This is a genomic window from Bacillus sp. GW823-FHT06A10 (assembly GCF_058795375.1).
The window spans coordinates 248,446-272,798 of sequence record NZ_JBXAHT010000002.1; the positions used below are offsets into that span (position 1 = coordinate 248,446).

Genomic DNA, 24,353 nt, shown 5'->3' on the forward strand with positions numbered 1-24,353 from the left:
ACAAATCGTTTTGATTTGTTCCATTTTTTTTGTTGTTTTAAATTTGAAAGGCATGATTTTAGATGAGAGTTTTAGTGAAATATGTATGGGGTGGAGTGGAAAAGTAACGCAAGAAAAGACAGAATAGTAATTCAATTTGGTTGTATATTGTGTTATGATTATATTGTAAGAAAATGGATTTGTGGAAGGTGGTATACATTATGTCGTCAGCCGTACTCTTTTTTGGTAGTATCGCACTATTTTACTTTCTTGTAATGATACCGATCCAATATTTATATTTACAAGGTTTACATGAAAAAAAGGAAAAGACAGGATTATCTCAGCGAGAGCTATATGAAAAAATGTCTTTTGGAGAAGAACAATTACATTTTCACGTACAAGGTAACCCATTTAATATACCATCTGCGTTTGTCGCATATATGATTTTAAAAGTTAGAGGACGTAAAAAAGCATCACAATTTTGATGCTTTTTTACGTTGTTTCATAGACTTCTGCTTCTTTAACTGCTAATGGTAAGAAATGTTTGTATTGGCGAAATCCATTAAATACACTTGCACTACCAAATAGAACGAATAAGATACCAACGATAATACGAGCGGTTGAAAGTTCTAAAAAGAATTGGTTTATCCCGAAGAATAAGACGAATGAACCGAGTGCCATTGCGGATTTTCCAGAGAGCCAACCTTTCTCCATTGGGCGGTTTGTACGAAAGTATTTTGTTTTGTAGAAGAGATACAACATAAATGAGACGATAATACAGAAGACTAATACTGGCATAATGAACACTCCCATCGTTTTATGAAAAAAATAGTGGAGAAAAAAGAAATATCTAAACTTTCTAACTTTTATTATAAAGCAATTGTTCGCATGTATGAAATACTTTCCGTTATAATGAGAGATAAAGTGAAGAAGTTGATTAAAAAGGAGATTATACATATGCATGAGCAAATTTTAGGAGCAATTAAAGAGTTTGATACAATTATTATTCATCGCCACGTGCGTCCGGATCCAGATGCATTAGGTTCACAGGGTGGCCTTGGTACAATTCTAAAAGAATCGTTTCCAGAGAAAAATATTTATACGGTTGGGTACAATGAACCGTCGTTAGCATACTTACGAGTAATGGATGATATTGAAGATAGTATATACGAAAATGCGCTTGTTATTGTTTGTGATACTGCGAATCAAGAACGTGTTGACGATCAACGCTATACAAAAGGGAAGATGTTAATTAAAATTGATCATCATCCAAATGAAGATCCATATGGAGATATTACGTGGGTAGATACGACAGCGAGTTCGACAAGTGAAATGATTTATGAGTTTTATAACTATGGAAAAGATAAAGGATTAAAAATAACAAAAGAAGCAGCCCGCCTTATTTTAGCAGGAATTGTTGGAGATACAGGTCGTTTCTTATTCCCAAATACGACAGCAAAAACACTTCGTTACGTAAGTGAGCTTGTTGACATGGGTGTGAAATTCACAGATTTATACAATGAAATGTATAAGACAAAAGAAAAAATTGCTCGTTTAAACGGTTATATTTTACAAAACTTTACGATGGTAGAAGAAGGAGCAGCTTACATTAAATTAACGAAAGAAGTATTAGAAGAATTTGATGTACTTCCTTCTGAAGCATCTGGTGTTGTTGGAGCGCTTGGCAATATTGATGGATTAAAGGCGTGGGTTCTATTTTTAGAGGAAGACGACGTAATTCGTGTTCGTCTTCGTTCAAAAGGACCAGTTATAAACAAATTGGCAATGCAATATAACGGCGGAGGACATCCGATGGCTTCTGGTGCCAAGGCATCTTCTTGGGAAGAAGCGGATCGTCTTTTTGCTGATTTACGTGAGATTTGTAAATAAGGGACTATATGTTAGAACGAAAAGAAGGAGCGGCGCTAAAGCCCTCCTTCTTTATTTTTCCTTTTCTATAGTAATGCTAATTTCAAGCACTGTATCAAAAGATATTGTATCGACTTTAAAACGGTATAGTCGATCGTAATGTTTGTACGTTTTGTTTTCGATTACCTTTTTGAGTAGGTCTTTATTTTTTGCGATACTTTGAATGTTTTTCGTTAAAAGATGCTGGAGATCATTATGGATAGATGTAGTCATATTTTCGAGTGTAAGATTGTCTAAATCGTATTTTTCTCGATTGATAAGTTTTATTTTAATCTCTTGAATGGTTAAGAGCCGTTTATTTTCAGTGTTCAATTTTTCTTGATCTTCGAGAAGGACGTGGAGCTTTGCTTCTTGTTTTTCTATAATTTCTCTTTGTTCTGCTATTTTACTAGCTTGTTCTTCTTGAAAAACACCGTATATGTACAAAAAAATAAACCAGCTCAACACGCCTCCGACAGCAGCACCAGCTAATACTAAGTACCATCTTTTTGCTGTATTGGCACTTGGTACTCTCATACATGTTCCTGCGTTAGCCATTTAATAATAATGAGACCTGTTTGCATACCACCAGTTGCGAAAAAAATAAGGAGAATTTGTTTTACGATATCTTTCATATCTCCGCCAAAGAAACTTCTTTCAAAGCTATAAAAGGTATCGAATGTTCCACCAATTGCTGCAACGAGTGCCCAAATTCTTAAATTTTGGGCGAATTGATTAATGTAAGTTAGAGCTGGTTTTCCGATAAGAAACGCACCAAATCCACCAATTAATGAACCGCCAAGTATAACCCCAAAGGCAATAAAATAACTAATAATAAGCAGAGAGAAAAAAGTATGTTCTCTTACATCCATCGTCATTCCCCTTTCTTCTTCATATATATGGACAAAGTATAAGAAGTATGTTTTGATTTCCGCTTTCCTCATCACCTATAATAAAAGTAGTCAAATAGGTAAAGAGAGGGTACAACAGTGAAGTTTGTGCATTTACAATGTCAAACCGTTTTTAGTTTATTAAAAAGTGCTTGTAAAATTGATGAGCTTGTAGTCAGGGCGAAAGAACTTGGTTTTTCATCGCTGGCTATTACGGATGAAAATGTTATGTATGGCGTTATTCCGTTTTATAAAGCATGTAAGAAACATGGTATACAGCCTGTTATTGGATTAACCGCTTCTATTTTTAGTGAAGAAGAAGAAAGGTCTTATCCACTTGTATTACTTGCTGAGAATGAAATAGGCTACCAAAATTTATTAAAGATTTCTAGCAGTATTATGACAAAATCCAAAGAAGGTATTCCTAAGAAGTGGCTTGCGCATTATGCGAAAGGATTAATTGCTATTTCACCAGGTAAAGATGGCGAAATTGAGCAATTATTACTAGAAGACAATGAGAGTCAGGCTGAAGAAGTAGCTCGCACATATCAAAATATGTTCGGCCATTTTTATATGAGTTTGCAGCATCATGCGATTCAAGATGAGTTGCTTTTACAAGAGAAAATACCTGAATTTATTAGTAGGGTTAATATTCCAGTCGTTGCAACAAACGATGTGCGCTATATCAATCAAAGTGACGCACTTGTTCACGAATGTTTACTATCTGTTGAAAGTGGAACGAAAATGACTGATCCAGATAGGCCGAGGCTGAAAACAGATCAATATTATTTAAAGTCATCGGATGAAATGGAAGCACTATTTTCCCATGCGCCGGAAGCAATCCAAAATACAATGAAAATTGCAGAGCGTTGCCAAGTAGAAATACCGTTCCATGTAAATCAACTTCCGAAGTTTCCTGTTTCGTCTAATGAAACGAGTGATATATACTTGCGTCGTGTTTGTGAAGAAGGTTTACGGAAACGATATGGTGCGCCGAAAGAAGTGCATATAAAGCGTTTAAATCATGAATTAAATGTTATTTCTCGTATGGGATTTAGTGATTATTTCCTCATCGTATGGGATTTTATGAAGTATGCACATGAAAATCATATTTTAACAGGACCAGGTCGTGGATCGGCAGCTGGTTCACTCGTCTCATACGTATTAGAAATTACAGATATTGATCCGATTGAATACGATCTATTATTTGAAAGGTTTTTAAATCCTGAACGTGTGACGCTTCCCGATATTGATATTGATTTTCCAGACGTAAGACGTGATGAGATGATTCGCTATGTGAAAGATAAATACGGTCAGCTCCGTGTTGCGCAAATTGTAACGTTTGGTACGCTTGCAGCAAAAGCGGCAATTAGAGACATTGCCCGCGTAATGGGGCTTCCGCCGCGAGATATTGATATATTTTCAAAACTTATCCCATCAAAGCTTGGTATAACGTTAAAAGATGCATATGAAGAATCACAATCACTTCGTGAGTTTATACAAGGGAATCTTCTGCATGAGCGTGTGTTTGAAATCGCAAAACGTGTAGAAGGTTTACCACGTCATACGTCTATTCATGCGGCTGGCGTTATTATGAGTCAAGAACCGCTAACAGGCAGTGTAGCAATTCAAGAAGGACATAACGATGTTTATGTTACGCAATATCCAGCCGATGCGCTAGAAGAACTTGGGTTGCTTAAGATGGACTTTTTAGGATTACGTAATTTAACGTTACTTGAAAATATTATAAAATTTATCGCGAACAAAACAGGAAAAGAAATCGATATAAGAAACTTACCTCTTCAAGATGAAAAGACGTTCCAATTATTAGGGAGAGGGGATACAACAGGTGTATTCCAGCTTGAGTCAGGTGGTATGCGAAATGTACTTCGCGGGTTAAAACCGAATGAGTTTGAAGATATCGTAGCTGTTAACTCATTATACAGACCGGGACCGATGGAACAGATACCGACCTTTATTGAATCGAAACATGGAAAAAGAAAAATTGAATATTTACATCCGGATTTAAAGCCAATTTTAGAAAGAACATACGGCGTCATTGTATACCAAGAACAAATTATGCAAATTGCATCGAAGTTAGCAGGGTTTTCGCTTGGTGAAGCAGATTTACTGCGCCGTGCAGTGAGTAAAAAGAATCGTGATATTTTAGATCAGGAACGTAAGCATTTTGTCCAAGGTTGTTTGCAAAATGGTTACGATGAGACGTCTGCTGAGAAAATTTATGATTTAATTGTAAGATTTGCGAATTACGGTTTTAACCGAAGTCACGCTGTAGCTTACAGTATGATCGGATATCAGCTTGCCTACTTAAAAGCGAACTATACGCTGGAATTTATGACGGCACTATTATCAAGTGCAATTGGAAATGAAGATAAAATTGTACAGTATATACGAGAAACGAAGCGAAAGGGTTTTCATGTTTTGCCGCCGTCTCTTCAAAAAAGTGGTTACAACTTCCAAATAGAGGGGAATGCGATACGTTACAGTTTACTTTCGATTCGAAATATTGGAATGGCTACAGTGACGGCATTATTAGAAGAACGAGAGAAAAAAATGTTCGAAGATTTATTTGAATTTTGTCTCCGTATGCCGTCAAAGTTTGTAACAGAGCGCAATTTAGAAGCTTTCGTCTGGTCGGGATGTTTTGATGATTTTGGTGTTTCGAGAACGAATTTATGGAAAAGTCTTAAAGGGGCGTTGGAGTACGCAAATCTCGCGCGTGATTTAGGGGATGCTGTTCCAAAATCAAAATACGTACAAGGAGAAGAGCTATCTTTTATTGAACAACTAAATAAAGAGAAAGAAGCACTTGGCTTTTATTTATCAAGTTATCCGACTGCGCAGTATGTAAAGTTATCAAAAGAATTAGAAATTCCATCTCTCGCTCAGGCGATGCGACACAAGAAAAAAGTACAAAGAGCTATTGTGTATATAACAAGTGTGAGAGTGATTCGTACGAAAAAGTTTCAAAAGATGGCATTTATTACATTCTGTGATCAAAATGATGAAATGGAAGCGGTCCTCTTCCCGGAAACGTATATACATTTCTCGGATAAGTTACAAGAAGGAGCAATTGTTTTAGTTGACGGCATGATTGAGCTAAGAAATCATAAGCTGCAATGGATTGTAAATGGACTATATCCGCTAGAGGAAATGGATGTTTATGAAGAAAAGAAAGATGCATCTGTTTACGTGAAATTGCCGTCTCAGTATGAGAAAAAGCTTTTAAATCAGGTTACGAAAATATTGTTCGACTATTCAGGTTTTGCGAAAGTACTAATTTATTATGAAAAGGAACATAAAATGGTACAATTATCTCGAAGTTTATCGATTCATCCAAGTGAAGAATGTTTAGGAGCACTTCGTAAAATTGTCGGGGAAGAAAATGTAGTTGTGAAAATATAATGGACAATTTCCCTACACTTCGATTATTATAGTAGTAGTGTTCGTGGTCAGACCACTTGGAGAAATTGATATCAGCAAGAATAATTTGAGGAGAGTGGATAGTTTGTCAACACTTCGTGAAGAAGCACTTCACATGCATAAAGTGCATCAAGGAAAATTAGAAACTGTATCAAAAGTAAAAGTAGAAAATGCAAAAGATTTAAGTCTTGCATATTCTCCAGGGGTTGCAGAACCTTGTAAAGAAATTTATGACGATAAAAGTAAGGTATATGAATATACGATGAAGGGAAATATGGTAGCAGTTGTGACAGATGGAACAGCTGTACTTGGTCTTGGTAACATTGGACCTGAAGCATCTCTTCCAGTAATGGAAGGTAAAGCTGTATTATTCAAGAGCTTTGCTGGTGTAGATGCATTCCCGATTGCCTTAAATACAAACGATGTAGATAAAATTGTTGAAACTGTAAAATTAATGGAGCCAACTTTTGGCGGCGTTAACTTAGAAGATATCGCAGCACCAAACTGCTTCATTATTGAAGAGCGTTTGAAAAAAGAAACAAATATTCCTATCTTCCATGATGATCAACACGGAACAGCTATCGTAACAGTAGCAGGTCTTGTAAATGCACTGAAATTAGTTGGAAAGAAAATGTCTGACATTAAAGTTGTCGCAAATGGCGCAGGTGCAGCAGGTATTGCAATTATTAAACTTTTATATCGCTATGGTGTACGCGACATTATTATGTGTGACCGTAAAGGGGCAATCTATGATGGTCGTCCTACAGGTATGAATCCGGTGAAGGATGAAGTTGCAAAATATACAAATAAGAATCGTATAGAAGGTTCTTTAGCTGATGTTGTACAAGGTGCGGACGTATTCATTGGTGTATCTGCAGAAGGTGCATTAACAGAAGAGATGGTTCGTACAATGAATGACAATGCGATTATTTTTGCAATGGCAAATCCAGTTCCAGAAATTATGCCAGAATTGGCAAAAGCAGCGGGCGCAGCTGTTGTTGGAACAGGTCGTTCTGACTTCCCGAACCAAGTAAATAATGTACTGGCGTTCCCTGGTATTTTCCGCGGTGCACTTGACGTACATGCGACACAAATTAACGAAGAAATGAAGATGGCAGCTGTACAGGCTATTGCTGAGCTTGTAGCAGAAGACGAGTTAAATGCAGACTATATTATTCCGGCACCATTTGACGCGCGTGTAGCGCCTCAAGTAGCGGCTTACGTTGCAAAAGCAGCAATGGAGACAGGAGTAGCTCGCCGTCAAGTAGATCCAAATGAGATCGCTGAAAAAACAAAACAATTAGCGCTGATTGGTAAAGAATAAGCGAGGAATTTCCATTGACATCATCAAATACAAAAGTATATCTCGAAATTGTAAAAAAAATTCGTTCCATTATGGAAGAGGATGGATTGGTAGCGGGGGATCGTTTGCCGTCTGAGCGCGAGTTAAGTTCACGTTTAAACGTAGGACGTTCCTCTGTAAGAGAAGCATTGCGTGCTTTAGAACTGGTAGGATTGATTGAAACGAGACGTGGTGAAGGGACGTTTATTCGAAACTTTTATGATAACGGTCTTGTACAATTAATTGCTCCGTTCTTACTGCAAGATGAGAAAACAATTCGTGATTTATTACAAACAAAACGATTGCTTGAGAAAGATATGATTCGAATTGTATGTAATTTACCGAAAGAAACGTTTTCTAAAGTACTAAGTAGATTACACCAAGTACTTGAAGAAAATGAAAGCTCAATCCCAACGCTTCATCAAACGTTCTTTAAAACACTTATTGAACAAGTCGATAATTATTTACTATATCGCATTTGGATGATCGTAAATGATTACGTAGCAACTCTTTCTTGTAAAGTTTCAAGAGATTCTATCGATATGTATAGAAAGCTTTATGCTACTTTGGAAGAAAAACAAGAAAATGATGCACTAAAAATTTACGATGAATTAGTAGAGAATATACAGTTTCACTCGTAATGTATAAAATTTGTCGAAATGACCATGACACGTTATGACAAACATTCTACCGCGTAGCGGTTAAAGTTAAACGTAAAGAGTGAGGTTATTAGACAGATTGAGAAGATAAGGCTAACATCAAACTTTGGTGTTAGCCCCATTTTCTTCTTACGCTAACCTTAGCTCTCAACGAAGGGGGTCAAATTGTGCTAAGAGATTTATTCGTGAAAAAGAAAAAGTACGCTGCAATACCTTCAGAACAAGTACGAAAAGATGTGCCAGATGGCGTTATGACAAAATGTCCGGAATGTAAAAAAATCATGTATACGAAAGAACTTCTAAAAAATTTAAAAGTATGTGTGAATTGTGGATATCATCATCCTATGAATGCATGGGAACGTCTTGATAGTATATTGGACGAAGGGTCATTCCGTGAGTATGACAAAGAAATGGTTTCATTAAATCCACTCGAGTTTCCAGGTTATGAAGAGAAACTAGAGAGCGATCGTAAGAAGACTGAATTGAACGAAGCGGTTGTAACTGGTGAAGGAACAATTGATGACATGCTTGTTGTTGTTGCAGTAATGGATTCTCGTTTTCGAATGGGGAGCATGGGCTCTGTAGTAGGAGAAAAAATCGCCCGTGCGGTTGAAAAGGCGTACGACTTACAAGTTCCATTTATTATCTTTACTGCTTCGGGTGGTGCCCGTATGCAAGAAGGGATATTAAGTTTAATGCAAATGGCAAAAACAAGCGTAGCTTTGAAAAAGCATAGTAATGCAGGAGGGTTATTTATTTCTGTTATGACTCACCCAACGACGGGCGGGGTTTCAGCGAGTTTCGCTTCACTTGGTGATTATAATCTTGCAGAACCAGGTGCACTTATCGGATTTGCTGGTAGACGTGTAATTGAACAAACGGTGCGTGAGAAACTACCGGAAGATTTCCAGACGGCAGAATTCTTACTAGATCATGGTCAATTAGATGCGGTGGTGCATCGTGATGATATGAGAGAATCGCTTCGCAAGATTTTAGAAGTTCATCAAGGAGGGGAAATGGCTGTATGGCAGAGCTAGAATTTGAAAAACCAGTTGTTGAGCTAAGAAATAAGATTCGTGAACTGAAAGACTATACGAAAAACAGCCAGATGGACTTCAGTGAGGAGATTCGTATTTTGGAAGAAAAGCTAGAAAATTTAGAGGAAGATATATACGGCAATCTAAAAGTATGGGACCGTGTTCAAATTGCTCGTCATGCAGAACGACCGACAACGCTCGATTATATTGAGCACTTATTTACTGATTTTTTCGAATGTCATGGAGATCGTCTATTTGGCGATGATGCAGCGATTGTCGGCGGCATTGCGAAATATAAAGGGATGCCTGTAACTGTAATTGGGCATCAGCGCGGAAAAGATACGAAAGAAAATATTCGCCGTAACTTTGGAATGCCTCATCCAGAAGGATATCGAAAAGCACTGCGTCTCATGAAACAAGCGGAAAAGTTTAATCGTCCTATTATTTGTTTCATCGATACGAAGGGAGCTTATCCTGGTAAAGCAGCTGAAGAACGTGGACAAAGTGAAGCTATTGCCCGCAACCTATTTGAGATGGCAGGTTTAACGGTACCAGTTATTTGTATCGTTATCGGTGAAGGCGGTAGTGGTGGTGCGCTAGGTCTTGGAGTAGGAGATTACATTCATATGCTAGAAAATTCCACTTATTCTGTTATTACACCAGAGGGTGCAGCGGCAATTCTTTGGAAAGATGCAGGAAAAGCAAAGGAAGCTGCAGAAGCAATGAAAATTACAGCAGCAGATTTGAAAGAATTAGGTGTAATTGATGAAATTATTCCAGAGGCAAAAGGTGGAGCTCACCGTAATCTTTTAAAACAGTCAGAAAATATAGACTTAATGATTAGAAAAACTTTTGAACAATTAAACGGAATTTCGAAAGATGAATTAATCGAAAAACGTTATGAAAAATATATGAAAATTGGGCAAGTTTCGTTTTCAAACGCTTCCATTGGGATAAAATAAGAAAAGCGTGCGTTCCTCTTCGCGAATGCACGTTTTTATTATGAAAAGACACATCTTCTCCATTGTGTTTTTATATTTTTTCGTGTTATTTTATTATAAGGCAAATAATCTTTATGAGGTGAGTACAAATGAAACGTATTGGTGTATTAACAAGTGGTGGAGATTCACCTGGTATGAATGCTGCCATTCGTGCAGTTGTTCGTAAAGCGATTTTCCATGATATTGAAGTATATGGTATTTACCATGGATACGCTGGATTAATTTCTGGTCACATTGAAAAATTAGAACTTGGTTCTGTTGGCGATATTATCCACCGCGGTGGTACGAAATTATATACAGCAAGATGTCCTGAGTTTAAAGACCCAGAAGTACGACTAAAAGGTATCGAGCAATTAAAGAAACATGGTATCGAAGGACTTGTTGTTATTGGTGGAGATGGTTCTTACCAAGGCGCTAAAAAATTAACTGAACAAGGATTCCCATGTGTTGGTGTACCAGGTACAATCGACAATGATATCCCTGGAACAGACTTCACAATTGGTTTCGATACAGCTTTAAACACTGTTATTGATGCAATTGATAAAATCCGTGACACAGCTACATCTCATGAACGTACATATGTTATCGAAGTAATGGGACGTCACGCTGGTGATATTGCATTATGGGCTGGTTTAGCTGATGGTGCAGAAACAATCTTAATTCCAGAAGAAGAGTATGACATGGATGATGTTATCGCTCGTCTGAAGCGCGGTAGTGAACGTGGTAAAAAACACAGTATTATCGTTGTAGCTGAAGGTGTTGGAAGTGCAATTGACATCGGTAAGCACATTGAAGAAGCAACAAACTTTGATACTCGTGTAACTGTATTAGGTCACGTACAACGTGGCGGATCACCAAGTGCACAAGACCGTGTATTAGCAAGTCGTCTTGGCGCAAGAGCAGTTGAATTATTAATTGCTGGTAGAGGTGGACGTTGTGTAGGTATTCAAGATAACAAACTTGTTGATCATGATATTATCGAAGCGTTAGCTCAAAAGCATACAATCGATAAAGATATGTATCAATTATCTAAAGAATTATCCATCTAATCGGCGTAATGTCAGATATTTGGGAACGGTTTCATAATTTTCGGAGGTGCAATATGCGTAAAACTAAAATTGTATGTACTATAGGTCCTGCTAGTGAAAGTATTGAAAAATTAGAGCAATTAATCGAAGCAGGTATGAACGTTGCTCGTTTAAACTTCTCTCATGGTAGCCATGAAGAGCACGGAGCTCGTATTAAAAACATTCGTGAAGCTTCAAAGAAAACTGGTAAAACAGTTGGTATCTTACTTGATACAAAAGGTCCAGAAATCCGTACTCACGACTTCGTAGACGGACAAGCTGAGCTTGTAACAGGTGCAGAAGTAGTTCTTTCTACTGAGCAAGTATTAGGTACTGCAGAGAAGTTCTCTGTATCTTATGCTGGTCTTTATGACGATGTAGACCCAGGTTCTCGCATTCTAATCGATGACGGTCTTATCGAACTAGAAGTAATCGAAAAAGCTGATGGAAACATCCGTACAAAAGTTCTTAACAGCGGAACTGTAAAAAATAAAAAAGGTGTTAACGTACCAAACGTAAGCATTAAGCTTCCTGGTATCACTGAAAAAGACGTAAAAGATATCATCTTCGGTATCGAGCAAAAAGTTGATTTCATCGCAGCTTCATTCGTACGTAAAGCGTCTGACGTATTAGAAATCCGTGAATTATTAGAAGAGCATGGCGCTCAATACATCCAAATCGTACCGAAAATCGAAAACCAAGAAGGTATCGACAACATCGATTCAATCTTAGAAGTTTCTGACGGTTTAATGGTAGCTCGTGGTGATATGGGTGTAGAAATTCCACCAGAAGAAGTACCATTAGTACAAAAACGTCTAATCAAAAAATGTAACGTGTTAGGTAAACCAGTTATTACTGCGACACAAATGTTAGACTCTATGCAACGTAACCCACGTCCAACTCGTGCTGAAGCAAGTGACGTAGCTAACGCAATCTTCGATGGTACAGATGCAATCATGCTTTCAGGTGAAACAGCTGCTGGTCAATATCCGGTAGAAGCAGTAACAATGATGGCTAACATTGCAGTACGTGTTGAAAAATCATTACAATACGAAGATATGTTCAAAAAACGTATTAAAGAGTTCACTCCAACAATTACAGATGCAATTAGCCAATCTGTTGCGCATACAGCACTTGCTCTTGATGTAGCTGCAATCGTAGCTCCAACAGAAAGTGGACATACTGCGAAAATGATCTCTAAATACCGTCCAAAATCTCCAATCGTAGCTGTAACATCTGACGAGCAAGTAGGACGTCGTCTTGCACTTGTTTGGGGTGTACAAGCATTTATGGCTGAGAAGCGCGCAGCTTCAACTGACGAAATGTTAGATACAGCAATTCAAACAGGTATGGATGCAGGTCTAATCGGCCTTGGAGATACTGTAGTAATTACTGCTGGTGTTCCAGTTGCTGAAACTGGTACAACAAACTTAATGAAAATCCACGTTGTTGGTGAAGAAGTTGCTAAAGGACAAGGAATCGGTCGTAAAGCTGCAAAAGGTAAAGTAGTTGTAGCAAAAACAGCTGCTGAAGCTGTAGCGAACGTAAACGAAGGTGATATCCTTGTTACAACAAGCACTGATAAAGATATGATTCCTGCAATCGAAAAAGCTGCTGCTTTAGTTGTAGAAGAAGGTGGCTTAACAAGCCATGCTGCTGTTGTAGGCGTATCAATCGGTATTCCTGTTATCGTTGGTGTAAACGGCGTAACAGCAACTTTAAAAAATGGCCAAGAAGTAACAGTTGATGCAGCACGCGGAATTGTTTATAATGGACATGCGGAAGTGCTATAAGTAATACGGAGAGAAGGATCGGAGTCCTTCTCTTTTTTTTACACAAAAACGAGATAGAGTTAGCTTAAAACGCCTAGAATTGCTTTTAAAAGCTGTTTGTTATGGGTTTTAATATGAAAGGGTATTATATTTCATATGATGTATATAGGCGTTGTGAGGGTGTTAAAAGTGAGTTGTGAGAGAGGTGTAGAACTATGAAGTGGTTACTATTCTTGTTTATTTTAATACCGGCGATTGAGATTACGGTCTTAATCGGATCAAGTCATGTAATAGGTTTATGGTCTACGTTCGCTATGATTGTATTTACAGGTGTAGTAGGTGTGTATTTGGCGAAAAGACAAGGATTTAAAGTGCTTGGAGAGATTCAATCTAAGTTGAATAGAGGGGAAATGCCAGGTGAGGCAGTACTAGATGGTATTTTTGTATTTGTAGGAGGTATTCTCTTAGTGCTTCCTGGTTATGTGACAGATGTGCTAGGGTTTATCTGCGTGATCCCTATTACGAGAGCTTTATTGAAGCCGCTTGTTATGAAGTGGATGGAATGGAAGTTTAGAAAGAACTCTACTATTATCATTCAGAAGTAGCGCTTAGATTATAACGATCTAAGTGCTATTTTTTTGTCTTGTAAGAGGAGGGGAGCTTTCTGATTGAGGCTTTGCTTTACCGCACTATTTGTGGGGGGATGATGAGTGGGGATGAACAAAATGTCCGCTTATTATATTTGCTATATAATTTTCGTTTGAACTCTTGTTGTGCTTCGATTAAACGTGTGATTTTTTAGTGCTATTAATTTGGATGAATAAGATGGTGCGAAATGCAGCCAAATTAAAGTTTTGCTTTTGTATATAAAGGAGCGATTGGTGTAAAGAATTCATATAAAAGGTGGTGATTGTTAGTTGAAGCCTTATTTTATGCCATTTTGTATATTTATTCATTTACATAAAAAGTAATAAATGTAAGTAATAATTATAGATAAAATAGAATAAAAATGTATTTTTAGCTAGAATATGTGTTTTTTTTATGCAAAAAAACAAGAGGATTATCCTGTTTCTGGGTAATGCTCTTGTTGCGTGTGAGTAGTGTGAAAAATAGGTAAAAGGAATAATCAGTGGGAATTTCCCACTGATTATAGCTTGATTTTTTGTATGAATTAGAAACTGTTATTTTGAAGGTGAACCTTTAATATATTTCCACAAGTCATGGAAGACATTAGCTTTGTGTAATGTATTAAGTAGTACTAAGGTGACTGGACCGATGATTAATCCTAAAAAGCCAAAAAGTTTAAAGCCGACAAATAGAGCGACGAGTGTTGCTAATGGATCGAGACCGATGTTAGATGAAAGTACTTTCGGTTCCATAATTTGTCTTTGGACAATCACGACGATGTATAAAATGAGAAGACCAATGGCGAATGCGGTATCGCCAGTGAAAAATACGTATATAACCCATGGAACGAAGACTGCGCCTGTTCCTAAATATGGTAGTAAATCTACAACTCCTGTAATAATCGCAATAGTAATGGCGTATGGTACGCGTAATATTAAAAGTCCGATCAGTACAATAACGGTTGTCATAGATACGAGTGTAAGTTGTGCTTTCACAAAACCGAATAAAGCTTTTTTTAAGTCGACAAAAATAGTTTTTCCGTAGCCATGTACACGATTTGGTAGTAATTTTCTTGCTTTTTGAGCAAGACGGTGCCAATCGTAACTAATGAAGAAAGTGGCTAATAAAATGAATACAAGGACAGTTAAAGTTGTTGGCAGTGCACTAATGAAATTCGTTAACCCGCTTATAATGGCGGTTAAAAGTTCTTTCATTTGTGTTGTTGCCTCTGTTCCTAAGTTTTGAATGTTTTGTGTAATTGTATAGCGCTGTGGTTCTCCAAGATGATTAAATTTAGAGATTAAATCATCGTAGAGAGGCATAATATGATTAAGTGCAAATTGCTGGGCGAATGTAACGATATCTGGAAACTTTACTGTAACAAGTTGTAGTAAGTATGTTGTGGCAGATATTGCTTCAGTCACAAGATATGTAACAAGTCCAACGATAGCTCCAAATACGAGAATTAAGCTAACGAGTACTGCTAGTGCGCGAGGAAATTGTAGTTTTTGATTAAGGAAATTGACGACAGGATTAATCAAATAAGCAAATGCAAAAGCGATAATAAAAGGATAGATAAGCCCTGACATGTATAGTAATACATAGAACCCAGCTACCGTTGCTACAATGACAAATATGAGTCGCAATATCATATATAGTAAGTTTCGGTTCAAAGATGTATACCTCCCATTCCAATTTGGATTATCCTAATTCGTTCAACTTATAACGAGTGTGCCCCACTGATTAAAGTTTCACTTTACCCCGCATTAACGGGCAGTAAATCTCCTACCCGAAGTGTGGCTGGATCAAAGGAGTTAGATGGAGATAAACTGCCCGTAAAAGCCCGATTGGTTCAACTAATAATCAGTGGAAAATGCCCCACTGATTAAAGTTTCACTTTATGTTATAGTGGAATGATGGATTTTTCTTGCTTTTTCAGTATGTGAGTGACTGTGAAAGCTTGGTGTTGATGCTTCTACTATATGGTAAAAACTTCATTTTCTCTTCTTTTTATTTTACCTGTTTCTAATTAGAAAAGAAAGAAGAGACGCCTGTTTTTTAAAATGTATACATGCTTAAATTTTTATGGTGAAAGTCTCAATTTATCATTTTAAAATACATAAAAAATGAAGTGATTCATGTTGAATAGGCATCGATATATCATGTATAACGATAGGTTTAAAGGTATTTTTGTTTGGAAATGAGTTCATTATTTTCAGAAAGGAAGTGCAAACATGATTAGTCAGTCAACGTTATTTTTATTCATACTACTTATTATAGGACTTATTGCGAAAAACCAATCGCTTACTGTGGCTATTGGTGTGTTATTTTTATTGAAGTTTACGTTTTTAGGAGATAAGGTCTTTCCTTATCTACAAACGAAAGGAATTAACCTAGGTGTAACGGTCATTACAATAGCGGTGCTCGTACCGATTGCGACGGGGGAAATAGGTTTTAAACAACTTGGAGAAGCGGCAAAATCTTATTATGCGTGGATTGCTTTAGCTTCAGGTGTAGCGGTCGCTTTGTTAGCGAAAGGCGGCGTACAATTGTTGACAACGGATCCTCACATTACAACTGCGCTTGTTTTTGGGACAATTATAGCGGTTGCGCTATTTAATGGGGTTGCTGTTGGTCCGTTAATTGGGGCTGGAATTGCCTATGCGGTTATGAGTATTATACAAATGTTTAAATAAGGAATTTTATAGTAATATAAAATTTTTGAATTCTTTCTGTTCACAAAAGTCAGATAATTGTTTATAATAGGATTAGAAACTTTGAAAAGTTACATAACAGCAGAGACTTTACACCAGATAAAATAAAAACAACATAAAACAATTTTATAATGATATTGTTTTATGTTGTTTTTATCATAAAACTCTTCGGAATGTATTTTCCTCACTAACTTGTTGTTTTGAGCGTGAGGATTCGGGGAGACATTCACGCTCATGCTTTCCATGTAAACAATGGACAATAAGAGGGGAACATCGCAACAAATTTGCATGATCGTGCATTTTGCTTGCCTAAAGAGTGAACGGGCGTTCATAATTCATAAGGGGAGCAAATAGATATAAGGAGCAAGGTTGGGAGAATTTTCAGGAAAAGGAGAGAATGTCATGACTGTTATTCGAGGTTTAGAAGGGGTAGTAGCAACAACATCATCTGTGAGCTCTATTATTGATGATACATTAACTTATGTTGGGTATAATATTGATGATTTAGCTGAGAATGCTACGTTTGAAGAAGTAGTGTACTTATTATGGCACCGCAAGCTTCCTAATGAAAAAGAACTAGCGGAATTTAATGAAATTGTATCTGAATACTATAAAGTTCCAGGTGAGATTTTAACATATTTGAAACAAGTAGATTTAAAAATTGCACATCCGATGTCTGTTTTACGAACTGCAATTTCCATGCTATCATTATACGATGAGAGCGCTGAAATTATGGATGAAAAGTCCAATTATTTGAAAGCGGTTAAATTACAGGCTCAAGTGGGAACTTTAGTTGCTGCTTACGCGAGAATCCGTAAAGGTTTAGATATTGTTGAGCCAAGAAAAGATTTATCATTAGCTGCAAACTTCTTGTACATGTTAAATGATCGCGAGCCAAATGAAGTTGAAATTGAAGCTTTTGATAAGGCACTTGTACTTCATGCAGATCATGAGTTAAACGCTTCTACATTTACTGCACGTGTTTGCGTAGCTACACTGTCAGATGTATATTCTGGTATTACAGCAGCAATCGGTGCATTAAAAGGTCCTCTTCACGGTGGGGCAAATGAAAATGTAATGAAGATGTTAACTGAAATTGGCGAAGAAGAAAATGTAGAGTCATATATTCATAATGCTCTTCAAAATAAAGTGAAAATCATGGGCTTTGGCCACCGTGTGTATGAGCAAGGTGATCCACGTGCAAAACACTTACGTGAAATGTCTAAGAGATTATGCGTGCTTTTAGGAGAAGACAAATGGTATAATATGTCTATCAAAATTGAAGACATTGTAACAAAAGAAAAAGGTCTTCCACCAAATGTCGATTTCTATTCAGCTTCTGTATACCATTGTTTAGGAATTGACCATGACTTATTTACACCTATTTTTGCAATTAGCCGTATGTCAGGCTGGTTAGCTCATATTCTAGAACAATATGAAAACAACCGTTTAATCCGTCCGCGTGCTGATTATAATGGACCAACGCATCAAGTGTATGTTCCAATCGCACAAAGATAAGTGAAAAACACTATTTCGATAGTGAAAATACGCTTTCAAAAGTCTGATTTTTTCGGAAAGATGTAATGATTAGAATATTTTAATTTGACTAACGGTTTGAACTGAGGGGTTATTCCCTCAGTTTCATACATATGAAATTTCAAACATGGGGGTTATCACATTGACGACAGGTGAAAAAATTACTGTAACTAATGGTGTTATGAATGTACCAAACAATCCGATTATTCCATTTATTGAAGGAGATGGAATTGGTCCTGATATTTGGGCAGCTGCATCTCGCGTAATAGAAGCAGCAGTTGAAAAAGCTTATGATGGTGAGAAGAAAATCGTTTGGAAAGAAGTGCTTGCAGGGGAAAAAGCATTCAACCAAACAGGCGAGTGGTTACCAGAAGAAACTTTAAATTTAATTCGCGAATATTTAATCGCAATTAAAGGTCCACTTACAACTCCAGTTGGCGGTGGTATTCGTTCTCTAAACGTAGCACTTCGTCAAGAATTAGATCTATATGTATGTCTACGTCCAGTTCGTTATTTTGAAGGTGTTCCTTCACCTGTAAAACGTCCGGAAGATACTGATATGGTTATTTTCCGTGAAAATACAGAAGACATTTATGCTGGAATTGAATATGCACAAGGATCTCCAGAAGCAGAAAAAGTTCTTACTTTCTTAAAAGAAGCAATGGGTGTTAATAAAATCCGCTTCCCAGAAACATCTGGTATTGGTATTAAACCAATCTCAGAAGAAGGGACAAAGCGTCTTGTTCGTGCTGCAATTCAATATGCAATTAATGAAAAACGCTCTTCTGTTACATTAGTTCATAAAGGAAACATTATGAAATTTACAGAAGGTGCTTTCAAAAACTGGGGTTACGAAGTAGCGGAACAAGAATTCGGCGACAAAGTATTTACTTGGGCTGAATATGATCGCATTGTTGAAAAAGATGGTAAAGATGCAGCAAATAAAGCGATGGCAGACGCTGAAGTGGCTGGAAAAATCATCGTAAAAGATTCTATTGCAGACATCTTCTTACAACAAATTTTAACTCGTCCACGTGAGTTCGATGTTGTTGCAACAATGAACTTAAATGGTGACTATATCTCTGATGCACTTGCTGCACAAGTAGGTGGAATTGGTATTGCACCTGGTGCAAACATTAACTATGTGACTGGACATGCTATCTTTGAAGCTACACACGGTACAGCTCCAAAATATGCAGGTTTAGATAAAGTAAACCCATCTTCAGTTCTTCTTTCAGGTGTATTATTATTAGAACACTTAGGATGGAATGAAGCAGCGAAATTAGTAACAGATTCAGTTGAGAAAACAATTGCATCAAAAGTAGTAACATATGACTTCGCTCGCCTAATGGAAGGCGCAACAGAAGTGAAGTGTTCTGAGTTTGCTAATGAGCTTATTAAAAACATGGATGTAGCGATAATCAAAAACGCATAATTAAAGCGGGGGGTAAATTATGACAATCAAACGCAAGAAAGTTTCAGTCATCGGTGCAGGATTTACAGGAGCAACAACGGCATTCTTATTAGCACAAAAAGAACTTGCAGATGTTGTATTAGTGGACATTCCACAACTGGAAAATCCAACAAAAGGGAAAGCGTTAGATATGTTAGAAGCGAGCCCAGTACAAGGTTTTGATGCTAACATTATTGGAACATCTGATTACGCAGATACTGCTGATTCTGACGTTGTCGTTATTACAGCAGGTATTGCACGTAAGCCTGGTATGAGCCGTGATGACTTAGTAGCAACGAACTCTAAAATTATGAAAAGTATTACGCGCGACATTGCAAAACATTCACCAAATGCAATTATTGTTGTGTTAACAAATCCAGTTGATGCAATGACATATTCTGTATTTAAAGAAGCAGGATTCCCGAAAGAGCGTGTAATTGGCCAATCGGGCGTATTAGATACAGCTCGTTTCCGTACATTCATCGCACAAGAATTAAATCTTTCTGTGAAAGACATTACAGGATTTGTTCTTGGTGGACACGGTGACGACATGGTACCTCTTGTGCGTTATTCTTATGCAGGCGGTATTCCGTTAGAAACGTTAATTCCGAAAGAGCGTTTAGAAGCAATCGTAGAACGTACACGTAAAGGTGGCGGTGAGATTGTAGGCTTATTAGGAAACGGTAGTGCATATTACGCACCAGCAGCTTCTTTAGTTGAAATGACAGAAGCAATCTTAAAAGATCAACGCCGTGTATTACCAGCTATTGCGTACCTTGAAGGTGAGTATGGTTATAGTGACCTTTACTTAGGGGTACCAGTAATTCTAGGTGGTAACGGAATTGAAAAAATTATTGAATTAGAACTTCTTGCAGATGAAAAAGAAGCGTTAGATCGCTCTGTAGAATCTGTACGTAACGTAATGAAAGTTCTTGTTTAATAATTGAATAGTAGTGAAAAAGATTCGGGATTCCGAATCTTTTTCTACTATTTACCGAATTGTTTTTTTGAAATAATATGAAAACGCTATCATTTGTGGTATCCTATAATGAAACTATAGATTTATACTATACATTGCCCTCATCATAGTAAATTTCGGATAAGGTATCGCTTTTAGTAGGATAATAAGGTGAAAAAATCGGAGGGGGTTGTAACATGTTAAAGAAAAAAGTTCAAATTGGTCGTAAAATGGATGAAATTACAGTAGGAGAGAAATTATCTATCACTGAAAAAATTGAGGATAAAGATTTGTTATTGTACTTAGGGTTAACGAATGATGCCAATCCATTATATATTCAGCATGATTACGCATCCCAAACTCCGTATGAAAAGCCGATTGTACCAAGCATTATGCTAACGGGAATGATTACAACGGCGGTTACGAAATATTTACCGGGTCCAGGAAGTCATATTACGAGAAAGGACCTTACGTTCGTGAAGCATGTTCACCATTATGAAACGTTACAAATCCACTTTGAAGTTGTGGCTGTTTCTGAGGAGGAACATACAATTGATATGCTTGTATCTGCTCATGATGAAAAAGGAGAAACTGTTGTAAAAGGTTCATTAACAGTCACGCCGCCTTTTAAATCTGTTTCCATTATGGAAAAAGCATTAGATAATTTTTAAAAGATGAAAATATGAATAGCGCTAGCATACCTTGAATAAGGATGCTAGCGCTATTTTTAGTTGAAAAATCCTTCTTTGAACCCTTCAGCAAATTCTGAGCACCCCGTTTTAATCGTATCCCAGCTCGGTACGTTAAAAGTAAGGAAACATGTTACTACTAAAGTTAAAATAGGTAGTAATAGTCGCATAATAGACCCCTTTTTATATTCGAATTATTAGATTAACAATATTTACTATATTATAGTTTGATAATTTAAGTCAATGGAAGGAGTGATTCTTTAAGATGAGGTGGAAAGGAGAAAACGTTATCTTTGAAACGGTAAGAGAAGCTGAAGTGTGGGCAGACGGGGTTGCGAATGAAATGTACGGGAGAGTATTTGATGGATATGAAACACCGGATTATAAAATAGCGTATGCTCTTTCGTTTTTCCTAGCACAAAATCAAGATTTTATAGTTCATACGGAAGTGAGCTTTAAAGAAGAGAGAGTAATCTATAAAGTTTGGCAAAATCCTGTGTAGTTGCAGGTGAATCGTAATTACTTCTATTTTCTCAATTCTACACAAACGATCTCCATGAATAGACAATTATATTGAGAGGGACCTTGTTTTCTAGTATGATGAGAATAACGGGGAAAATACTAGGATGAAGAAGGTTTCAAGTCTATAACTTGGAGGAAAAGAATGAACAATCGTATTTTAGTAGTTGATGATGAGGAATTTATCTTAACTTTAATCGAATTTAATTTACAACAAGCTGGGTTTGAAGTTATAACAGCGATGGATGGAGAAATGGCGCTTCAAAAAGCGACAACAGAACGCCCAGATTTAATTATATTAGATTTAATGCTTCCGAAAATGGATGGTATGGAAGTGTGTAAAGAATTACGATTGCAGCGCGTTATGACGCCGATTTTAATGTTAACGGCAAAAGATGATGAGTTTGATAAGGTGCTAGGCCTTGAACTTGGGGCAGATGATTATATGACGAAGCCATTTAGTCCAAGGGAAGTTGTTGCTCGTGTGAAGGCGATTTTGCGCCGCACGAAATTACAACAAGAAGAACAAGTTGCAGAAGCGCCAGATGAAGATAGCATCACAATTGCAGAACTTAAAATTTTACCGGAGTTTTATGAGGCTTATTTCCAAGGAAGAAAGCTTGAATTAACACCAAAAGAATTTGAACTACTTGTGTATCTTGCGAAAAATAAAAGTCGCGTGTTGACTCGTGATCAATTATTAAGTGCTGTATGGAATTATGATTTTGCTGGTGATACGCGAATTGTTGATGTTCATATTAGCCATTTGCGCGATAAAATTGAACAAAATACGAAAAAACCGACGTACATTAAAACGATACGTGGTTTAGGATATAAATTAGAGGAGCCAAAAGGGAATGAATAAATTTCGTTCCAGGCTTCTTTTTACATTTGTTTCTCTTATTGTATTTATTTTAGTTGGACTAGGTTTATTGCTAGAAACTGTGTTTGAAAACTACTATATAGATCATGCTAAAGAGAGAATGGTAAAAGAGACAGAGTATGTTGCGGCGTTAGCAGAAGAGCAAGGTTTTGATAATGTCTTAAAAAATCCATACGTATTTGAAAAGTTAGAAGAAAAAATACCAGCTTCTATCGTATTTGTGGATGAAAAAAAGAAAGTTCAATATAGAAAAGGACAAGAATTGGCATTTAGTCCAGAAACGATTAAAGAACTTTCTTCGGAAGTGGCAAAACAACGAAGTAAAGTGATTACGAAAGAGACAGATCGAAAGAATGAATTTTATCATACGGTGTTCGTTCAAGATGTAGAAGGAAAACAAGGATACGTTTTGGTGAAAAGTACAATCGATCCTTTAAGAGACGTACATCAAAAAACGTGGGGATTATTAATTATCGGATTTGTTATTGCTTGTCTCGTAGTTGTATTTTTAGGTATGAAAATTACAGGGCAATATATTAGGCCGATTGAATCGGTTACAAAAGTTGCAATTGAATTGGCAAAGGGTAATTATAAAGCACGTGCATACGAAAGTCATTCGGATGAAACAGGAATGCTGAGTAAAGCGATTAATATTTTAGCTCGTAACTTACAAGAGATGACACTTGAACAAGAAATGCAGCAAGATCGTCTGCATACGTTAATTGAAAATATGGGAAGCGGAATGATTTTAATTGATAGCCGCGGGTATATAAACCTTGTAAACCGCTCTTATAAGGAAACTTTCCACGTAACAGATGAAGAATATTTAGATCGCTTATATTATGAATCGTTTCATCATACAGAAATTATTGAGCTTGTAGAAGAAATCTTTATGACAGAAGTGAAAGTGCGTAAACAAATGTTATTGCCACTTGGAATTGAGCGGAAGCATTTCGAAGTATATGGAGCGCCGATTATCGGGACAAACCATGAATGGAAAGGGATTGTTCTCGTATTCCATGACATAACAGAGTTAAAGAAATTAGAACAAATGAGAAAAGACTTTTTAGCGAATGTTTCTCATGAATTAAAGACACCGATTACTTCTATTAAAGGTTTTTCAGAAACACTCTTAGACGGAGCGATGGATAATAAAAAATTCTGCGAACATTTCTTGCACATTATTTTAAAAGAAAGTGAGCGCATGCAAGGATTAATTGAAGATTTATTAGATTTGTCAAAGATCGAACAACAAGGATTTAAATTAAATATGGGAACCGTTGACATGAAGGGGCTGCTTGAAGATATTCATATGGTGCTTGATAATAAAGCAGGAGAAAAAGAAATCTCTTTACAAGTGAATGTATTAAAACGTGCTTCTGTTATTGGAGATCCAAGTCGTTTGAAACAAATCTTTATTAATTTAATAAATAACGCGATCGTATATACACCGGCTGGAGGCGTTGTTTCAGTAGAGTTAGCGGAAGATAAGTATAATGCTTATATAAAAGTATCGGATACTGGAATTGGTATTAGTAAAGAGGAAATTCCGCGTATTTTTGAACGCTTTTACCGAGTGGATAAAGCGAGAAGTAGAAATACTGGTGGTACAGGCCTCGGATTATCAATTGTAAAGCATTTAGTAGAGGCGCATCACGGTACAATTACAGTGGATAGTGAAGTTGGGGAAGGGACAACATTTACAGTTGTTTTACCAAAATCAGCAACTGAAAAATAGGATGAAGGATGTTTACAATATATTAACAATGGCTTAATTAAATATTAATAAAGCTCTGTTAATATAATACATGAAAACCCCTTCATCCAAGGAGTAATTTTGGACGAGAATAGTTAAGCTGTTCTCGTCACTTCCCT

23 protein-coding genes are annotated in these 24,353 nt (G+C 36.8%); 18 read left to right on the plus strand and 5 right to left on the minus strand.

The window, feature by feature from the left end; all coding sequences use genetic code 11:
• The first annotated feature begins 200 nt into the window (after window positions 1-200).
• Complete coding sequence (locus AC1Q8M_RS16085; protein WP_000093046.1) at window positions 201-464, plus strand: DUF3949 domain-containing protein; 264 nt, start codon at window positions 201-203, stop codon at window positions 462-464.
• 7 nt (window positions 465-471) lie between these two features.
• Here the strand turns inward: AC1Q8M_RS16085 and AC1Q8M_RS16090 are convergent, their stop codons facing one another.
• Window positions 472-777 (minus strand): YtpI family protein, encoded by a 306-nt coding sequence (locus AC1Q8M_RS16090; RefSeq protein ID WP_001144766.1) that lies wholly within the window; start codon window positions 775-777, stop codon window positions 472-474.
• Between the two features lie 159 nt (window positions 778-936).
• Between AC1Q8M_RS16090 and AC1Q8M_RS16095 the strand changes: the two genes are divergently transcribed.
• The gene (locus AC1Q8M_RS16095) at window positions 937-1,869 is read left to right on the plus strand and encodes a DHH family phosphoesterase (protein WP_053563565.1); all 933 of its coding nucleotides are present in this window, start codon (window positions 937-939) and stop codon (window positions 1,867-1,869) included.
• 51 nt (window positions 1,870-1,920) lie between these two features.
• On the opposite strand, the gene ytrI is transcribed toward AC1Q8M_RS16095, so the two are convergent.
• The gene (gene ytrI / locus AC1Q8M_RS16100; RefSeq protein WP_001265736.1) at window positions 1,921-2,424 is read right to left on the minus strand and encodes a sporulation membrane protein YtrI; all 504 of its coding nucleotides are present in this window, start codon (window positions 2,422-2,424) and stop codon (window positions 1,921-1,923) included.
• Window positions 2,421-2,834: a YtrH family sporulation protein gene (locus AC1Q8M_RS16105; protein ID WP_002005839.1), complete on the minus strand. Its 414-nt coding sequence runs from the start codon at window positions 2,832-2,834 to the stop codon at window positions 2,421-2,423. Before AC1Q8M_RS16105 ends, ytrI begins: the two co-directional genes overlap by 4 nt.
• Window positions 2,835-2,876: 42 nt before the next feature.
• Here AC1Q8M_RS16105 and dnaE point away from each other — a divergent pair, with 42 nt between their 5' ends.
• From dnaE to AC1Q8M_RS16145, 8 genes are all read left to right on the plus strand, one after another.
• Window positions 2,877-6,203: a DNA polymerase III subunit alpha gene (gene dnaE / locus AC1Q8M_RS16110; protein ID WP_097913339.1), complete on the plus strand. Its 3,327-nt coding sequence runs from the start codon at window positions 2,877-2,879 to the stop codon at window positions 6,201-6,203.
• 133 nt (window positions 6,204-6,336) lie between these two features.
• Complete coding sequence (ystJ, locus tag AC1Q8M_RS16115) at window positions 6,337-7,545, plus strand: NADP-dependent malic enzyme (RefSeq protein WP_161114790.1); 1,209 nt, start codon at window positions 6,337-6,339, stop codon at window positions 7,543-7,545.
• A 14-nt stretch (window positions 7,546-7,559) separates the two neighbouring features.
• A complete protein-coding gene (locus AC1Q8M_RS16120; RefSeq protein ID WP_000204444.1) occupies window positions 7,560-8,204 on the plus strand; it encodes a FadR/GntR family transcriptional regulator in 645 nt (214 codons plus the stop codon).
• A 185-nt stretch (window positions 8,205-8,389) separates the two neighbouring features.
• Window positions 8,390-9,259, plus strand: coding sequence for an acetyl-CoA carboxylase, carboxyltransferase subunit beta (gene accD, locus AC1Q8M_RS16125; protein WP_000942856.1), 870 nt, complete (start codon window positions 8,390-8,392; stop codon window positions 9,257-9,259).
• Window positions 9,247-10,221, plus strand: a complete 975-nt coding sequence (gene accA / locus AC1Q8M_RS16130; RefSeq protein WP_000818801.1) for an acetyl-CoA carboxylase carboxyl transferase subunit alpha — start codon at window positions 9,247-9,249, stop codon at window positions 10,219-10,221. Before accD ends, accA begins: the two co-directional genes overlap by 13 nt.
• A 128-nt stretch (window positions 10,222-10,349) precedes the next feature.
• Entirely contained in the window at window positions 10,350-11,309 is a 960-nt protein-coding gene (gene pfkA / locus AC1Q8M_RS16135) for a 6-phosphofructokinase (protein ID WP_000821158.1), read from the plus strand.
• 53 nt (window positions 11,310-11,362) lie between these two features.
• A complete protein-coding gene (gene pyk / locus AC1Q8M_RS16140) occupies window positions 11,363-13,120 on the plus strand; it encodes a pyruvate kinase (RefSeq protein ID WP_001232667.1) in 1,758 nt (585 codons plus the stop codon).
• 194 nt (window positions 13,121-13,314) lie between these two features.
• Window positions 13,315-13,704, plus strand: a complete 390-nt coding sequence (locus AC1Q8M_RS16145) for an FxsA family protein (protein WP_000871631.1) — start codon at window positions 13,315-13,317, stop codon at window positions 13,702-13,704.
• Between the two features lie 576 nt (window positions 13,705-14,280).
• Here the strand turns inward: AC1Q8M_RS16145 and ytvI are convergent.
• Window positions 14,281-15,399, minus strand: a complete 1,119-nt coding sequence (gene ytvI / locus AC1Q8M_RS16150) for a sporulation integral membrane protein YtvI (protein WP_006926492.1) — start codon at window positions 15,397-15,399, stop codon at window positions 14,281-14,283.
• Between the two features lie 561 nt (window positions 15,400-15,960).
• Here ytvI and AC1Q8M_RS16155 point away from each other — a divergent pair.
• The 5 genes from AC1Q8M_RS16155 (at window position 15,961) to AC1Q8M_RS16175 (ending at window position 21,058) form a co-directional block, all read left to right on the plus strand.
• Window positions 15,961-16,422: a DUF441 domain-containing protein gene (locus tag AC1Q8M_RS16155; RefSeq protein ID WP_000625507.1), complete on the plus strand. Its 462-nt coding sequence runs from the start codon at window positions 15,961-15,963 to the stop codon at window positions 16,420-16,422.
• Window positions 16,423-16,809: 387 nt separating this feature from the next.
• Window positions 16,810-17,958, plus strand: a complete 1,149-nt coding sequence (gene citZ / locus AC1Q8M_RS16160; protein ID WP_000503651.1) for a citrate synthase — start codon at window positions 16,810-16,812, stop codon at window positions 17,956-17,958.
• A gap of 160 nt (window positions 17,959-18,118) precedes the next feature.
• The gene (gene icd / locus AC1Q8M_RS16165) at window positions 18,119-19,411 is read left to right on the plus strand and encodes an NADP-dependent isocitrate dehydrogenase (protein ID WP_071731427.1); all 1,293 of its coding nucleotides are present in this window, start codon (window positions 18,119-18,121) and stop codon (window positions 19,409-19,411) included.
• A gap of 19 nt (window positions 19,412-19,430) precedes the next feature.
• Window positions 19,431-20,369: a malate dehydrogenase gene (gene mdh / locus AC1Q8M_RS16170; RefSeq protein WP_000153232.1), complete on the plus strand. Its 939-nt coding sequence runs from the start codon at window positions 19,431-19,433 to the stop codon at window positions 20,367-20,369.
• 215 nt (window positions 20,370-20,584) lie between these two features.
• Window positions 20,585-21,058, plus strand: coding sequence for a MaoC family dehydratase (locus AC1Q8M_RS16175; RefSeq protein WP_000914180.1), 474 nt, complete (start codon window positions 20,585-20,587; stop codon window positions 21,056-21,058).
• A 56-nt stretch (window positions 21,059-21,114) separates the two neighbouring features.
• Here AC1Q8M_RS16175 and AC1Q8M_RS16180 read toward each other — a convergent pair whose 3' ends face one another.
• Window positions 21,115-21,246, minus strand: coding sequence for a hypothetical protein (locus tag AC1Q8M_RS16180; RefSeq protein WP_001238014.1), 132 nt, complete (start codon window positions 21,244-21,246; stop codon window positions 21,115-21,117).
• A gap of 95 nt (window positions 21,247-21,341) precedes the next feature.
• Here AC1Q8M_RS16180 and AC1Q8M_RS16185 point away from each other — a divergent pair, with 95 nt between their 5' ends.
• The 3 genes from AC1Q8M_RS16185 (at window position 21,342) to phoR (ending at window position 24,216) form a co-directional block, all read left to right on the plus strand.
• Window positions 21,342-21,578: a hypothetical protein gene (locus AC1Q8M_RS16185; protein WP_053563568.1), complete on the plus strand. Its 237-nt coding sequence runs from the start codon at window positions 21,342-21,344 to the stop codon at window positions 21,576-21,578.
• A 162-nt stretch (window positions 21,579-21,740) separates the two neighbouring features.
• Window positions 21,741-22,460: a two-component system response regulator PhoP gene (gene phoP, locus AC1Q8M_RS16190; RefSeq protein ID WP_001065220.1), complete on the plus strand. Its 720-nt coding sequence runs from the start codon at window positions 21,741-21,743 to the stop codon at window positions 22,458-22,460.
• A complete protein-coding gene (gene phoR, locus AC1Q8M_RS16195) occupies window positions 22,453-24,216 on the plus strand; it encodes a sensory box histidine kinase PhoR (protein ID WP_097997344.1) in 1,764 nt (587 codons plus the stop codon). Before phoP ends, phoR begins: the two co-directional genes overlap by 8 nt.
• Window positions 24,217-24,353 lie beyond the last annotated feature (137 nt).

Coding starts and splice junctions, on each gene's coding strand:
- AC1Q8M_RS16085 (WP_000093046.1), top strand. CDS start 201: ATGTCGTCAGCCGTACTCTTTTTTGGTAGTATCGCACTATTTTACTTT.
- AC1Q8M_RS16090 (WP_001144766.1), bottom strand. CDS start 777: ATGCCAGTATTAGTCTTCTGTATTATCGTCTCATTTATGTTGTATCTC.
- AC1Q8M_RS16095 (WP_053563565.1), top strand. CDS start 937: ATGCATGAGCAAATTTTAGGAGCAATTAAAGAGTTTGATACAATTATT.
- ytrI (WP_001265736.1), bottom strand. CDS start 2,424: ATGAGAGTACCAAGTGCCAATACAGCAAAAAGATGGTACTTAGTATTA.
- ystJ (WP_161114790.1), top strand. CDS start 6,337: ATGCATAAAGTGCATCAAGGAAAATTAGAAACTGTATCAAAAGTAAAA.
- accA (WP_000818801.1), top strand. CDS start 9,247: ATGGCAGAGCTAGAATTTGAAAAACCAGTTGTTGAGCTAAGAAATAAG.
- pfkA (WP_000821158.1), top strand. CDS start 10,350: ATGAAACGTATTGGTGTATTAACAAGTGGTGGAGATTCACCTGGTATG.
- pyk (WP_001232667.1), top strand. CDS start 11,363: ATGCGTAAAACTAAAATTGTATGTACTATAGGTCCTGCTAGTGAAAGT.
- AC1Q8M_RS16145 (WP_000871631.1), top strand. CDS start 13,315: ATGAAGTGGTTACTATTCTTGTTTATTTTAATACCGGCGATTGAGATT.
- AC1Q8M_RS16155 (WP_000625507.1), top strand. CDS start 15,961: ATGATTAGTCAGTCAACGTTATTTTTATTCATACTACTTATTATAGGA.
- mdh (WP_000153232.1), top strand. CDS start 19,431: ATGACAATCAAACGCAAGAAAGTTTCAGTCATCGGTGCAGGATTTACA.
- AC1Q8M_RS16175 (WP_000914180.1), top strand. CDS start 20,585: ATGTTAAAGAAAAAAGTTCAAATTGGTCGTAAAATGGATGAAATTACA.
- AC1Q8M_RS16180 (WP_001238014.1), bottom strand. CDS start 21,246: ATGCGACTATTACTACCTATTTTAACTTTAGTAGTAACATGTTTCCTT.
- AC1Q8M_RS16185 (WP_053563568.1), top strand. CDS start 21,342: ATGAGGTGGAAAGGAGAAAACGTTATCTTTGAAACGGTAAGAGAAGCT.
- phoP (WP_001065220.1), top strand. CDS start 21,741: ATGAACAATCGTATTTTAGTAGTTGATGATGAGGAATTTATCTTAACT.
- phoR (WP_097997344.1), top strand. CDS start 22,453: ATGAATAAATTTCGTTCCAGGCTTCTTTTTACATTTGTTTCTCTTATT.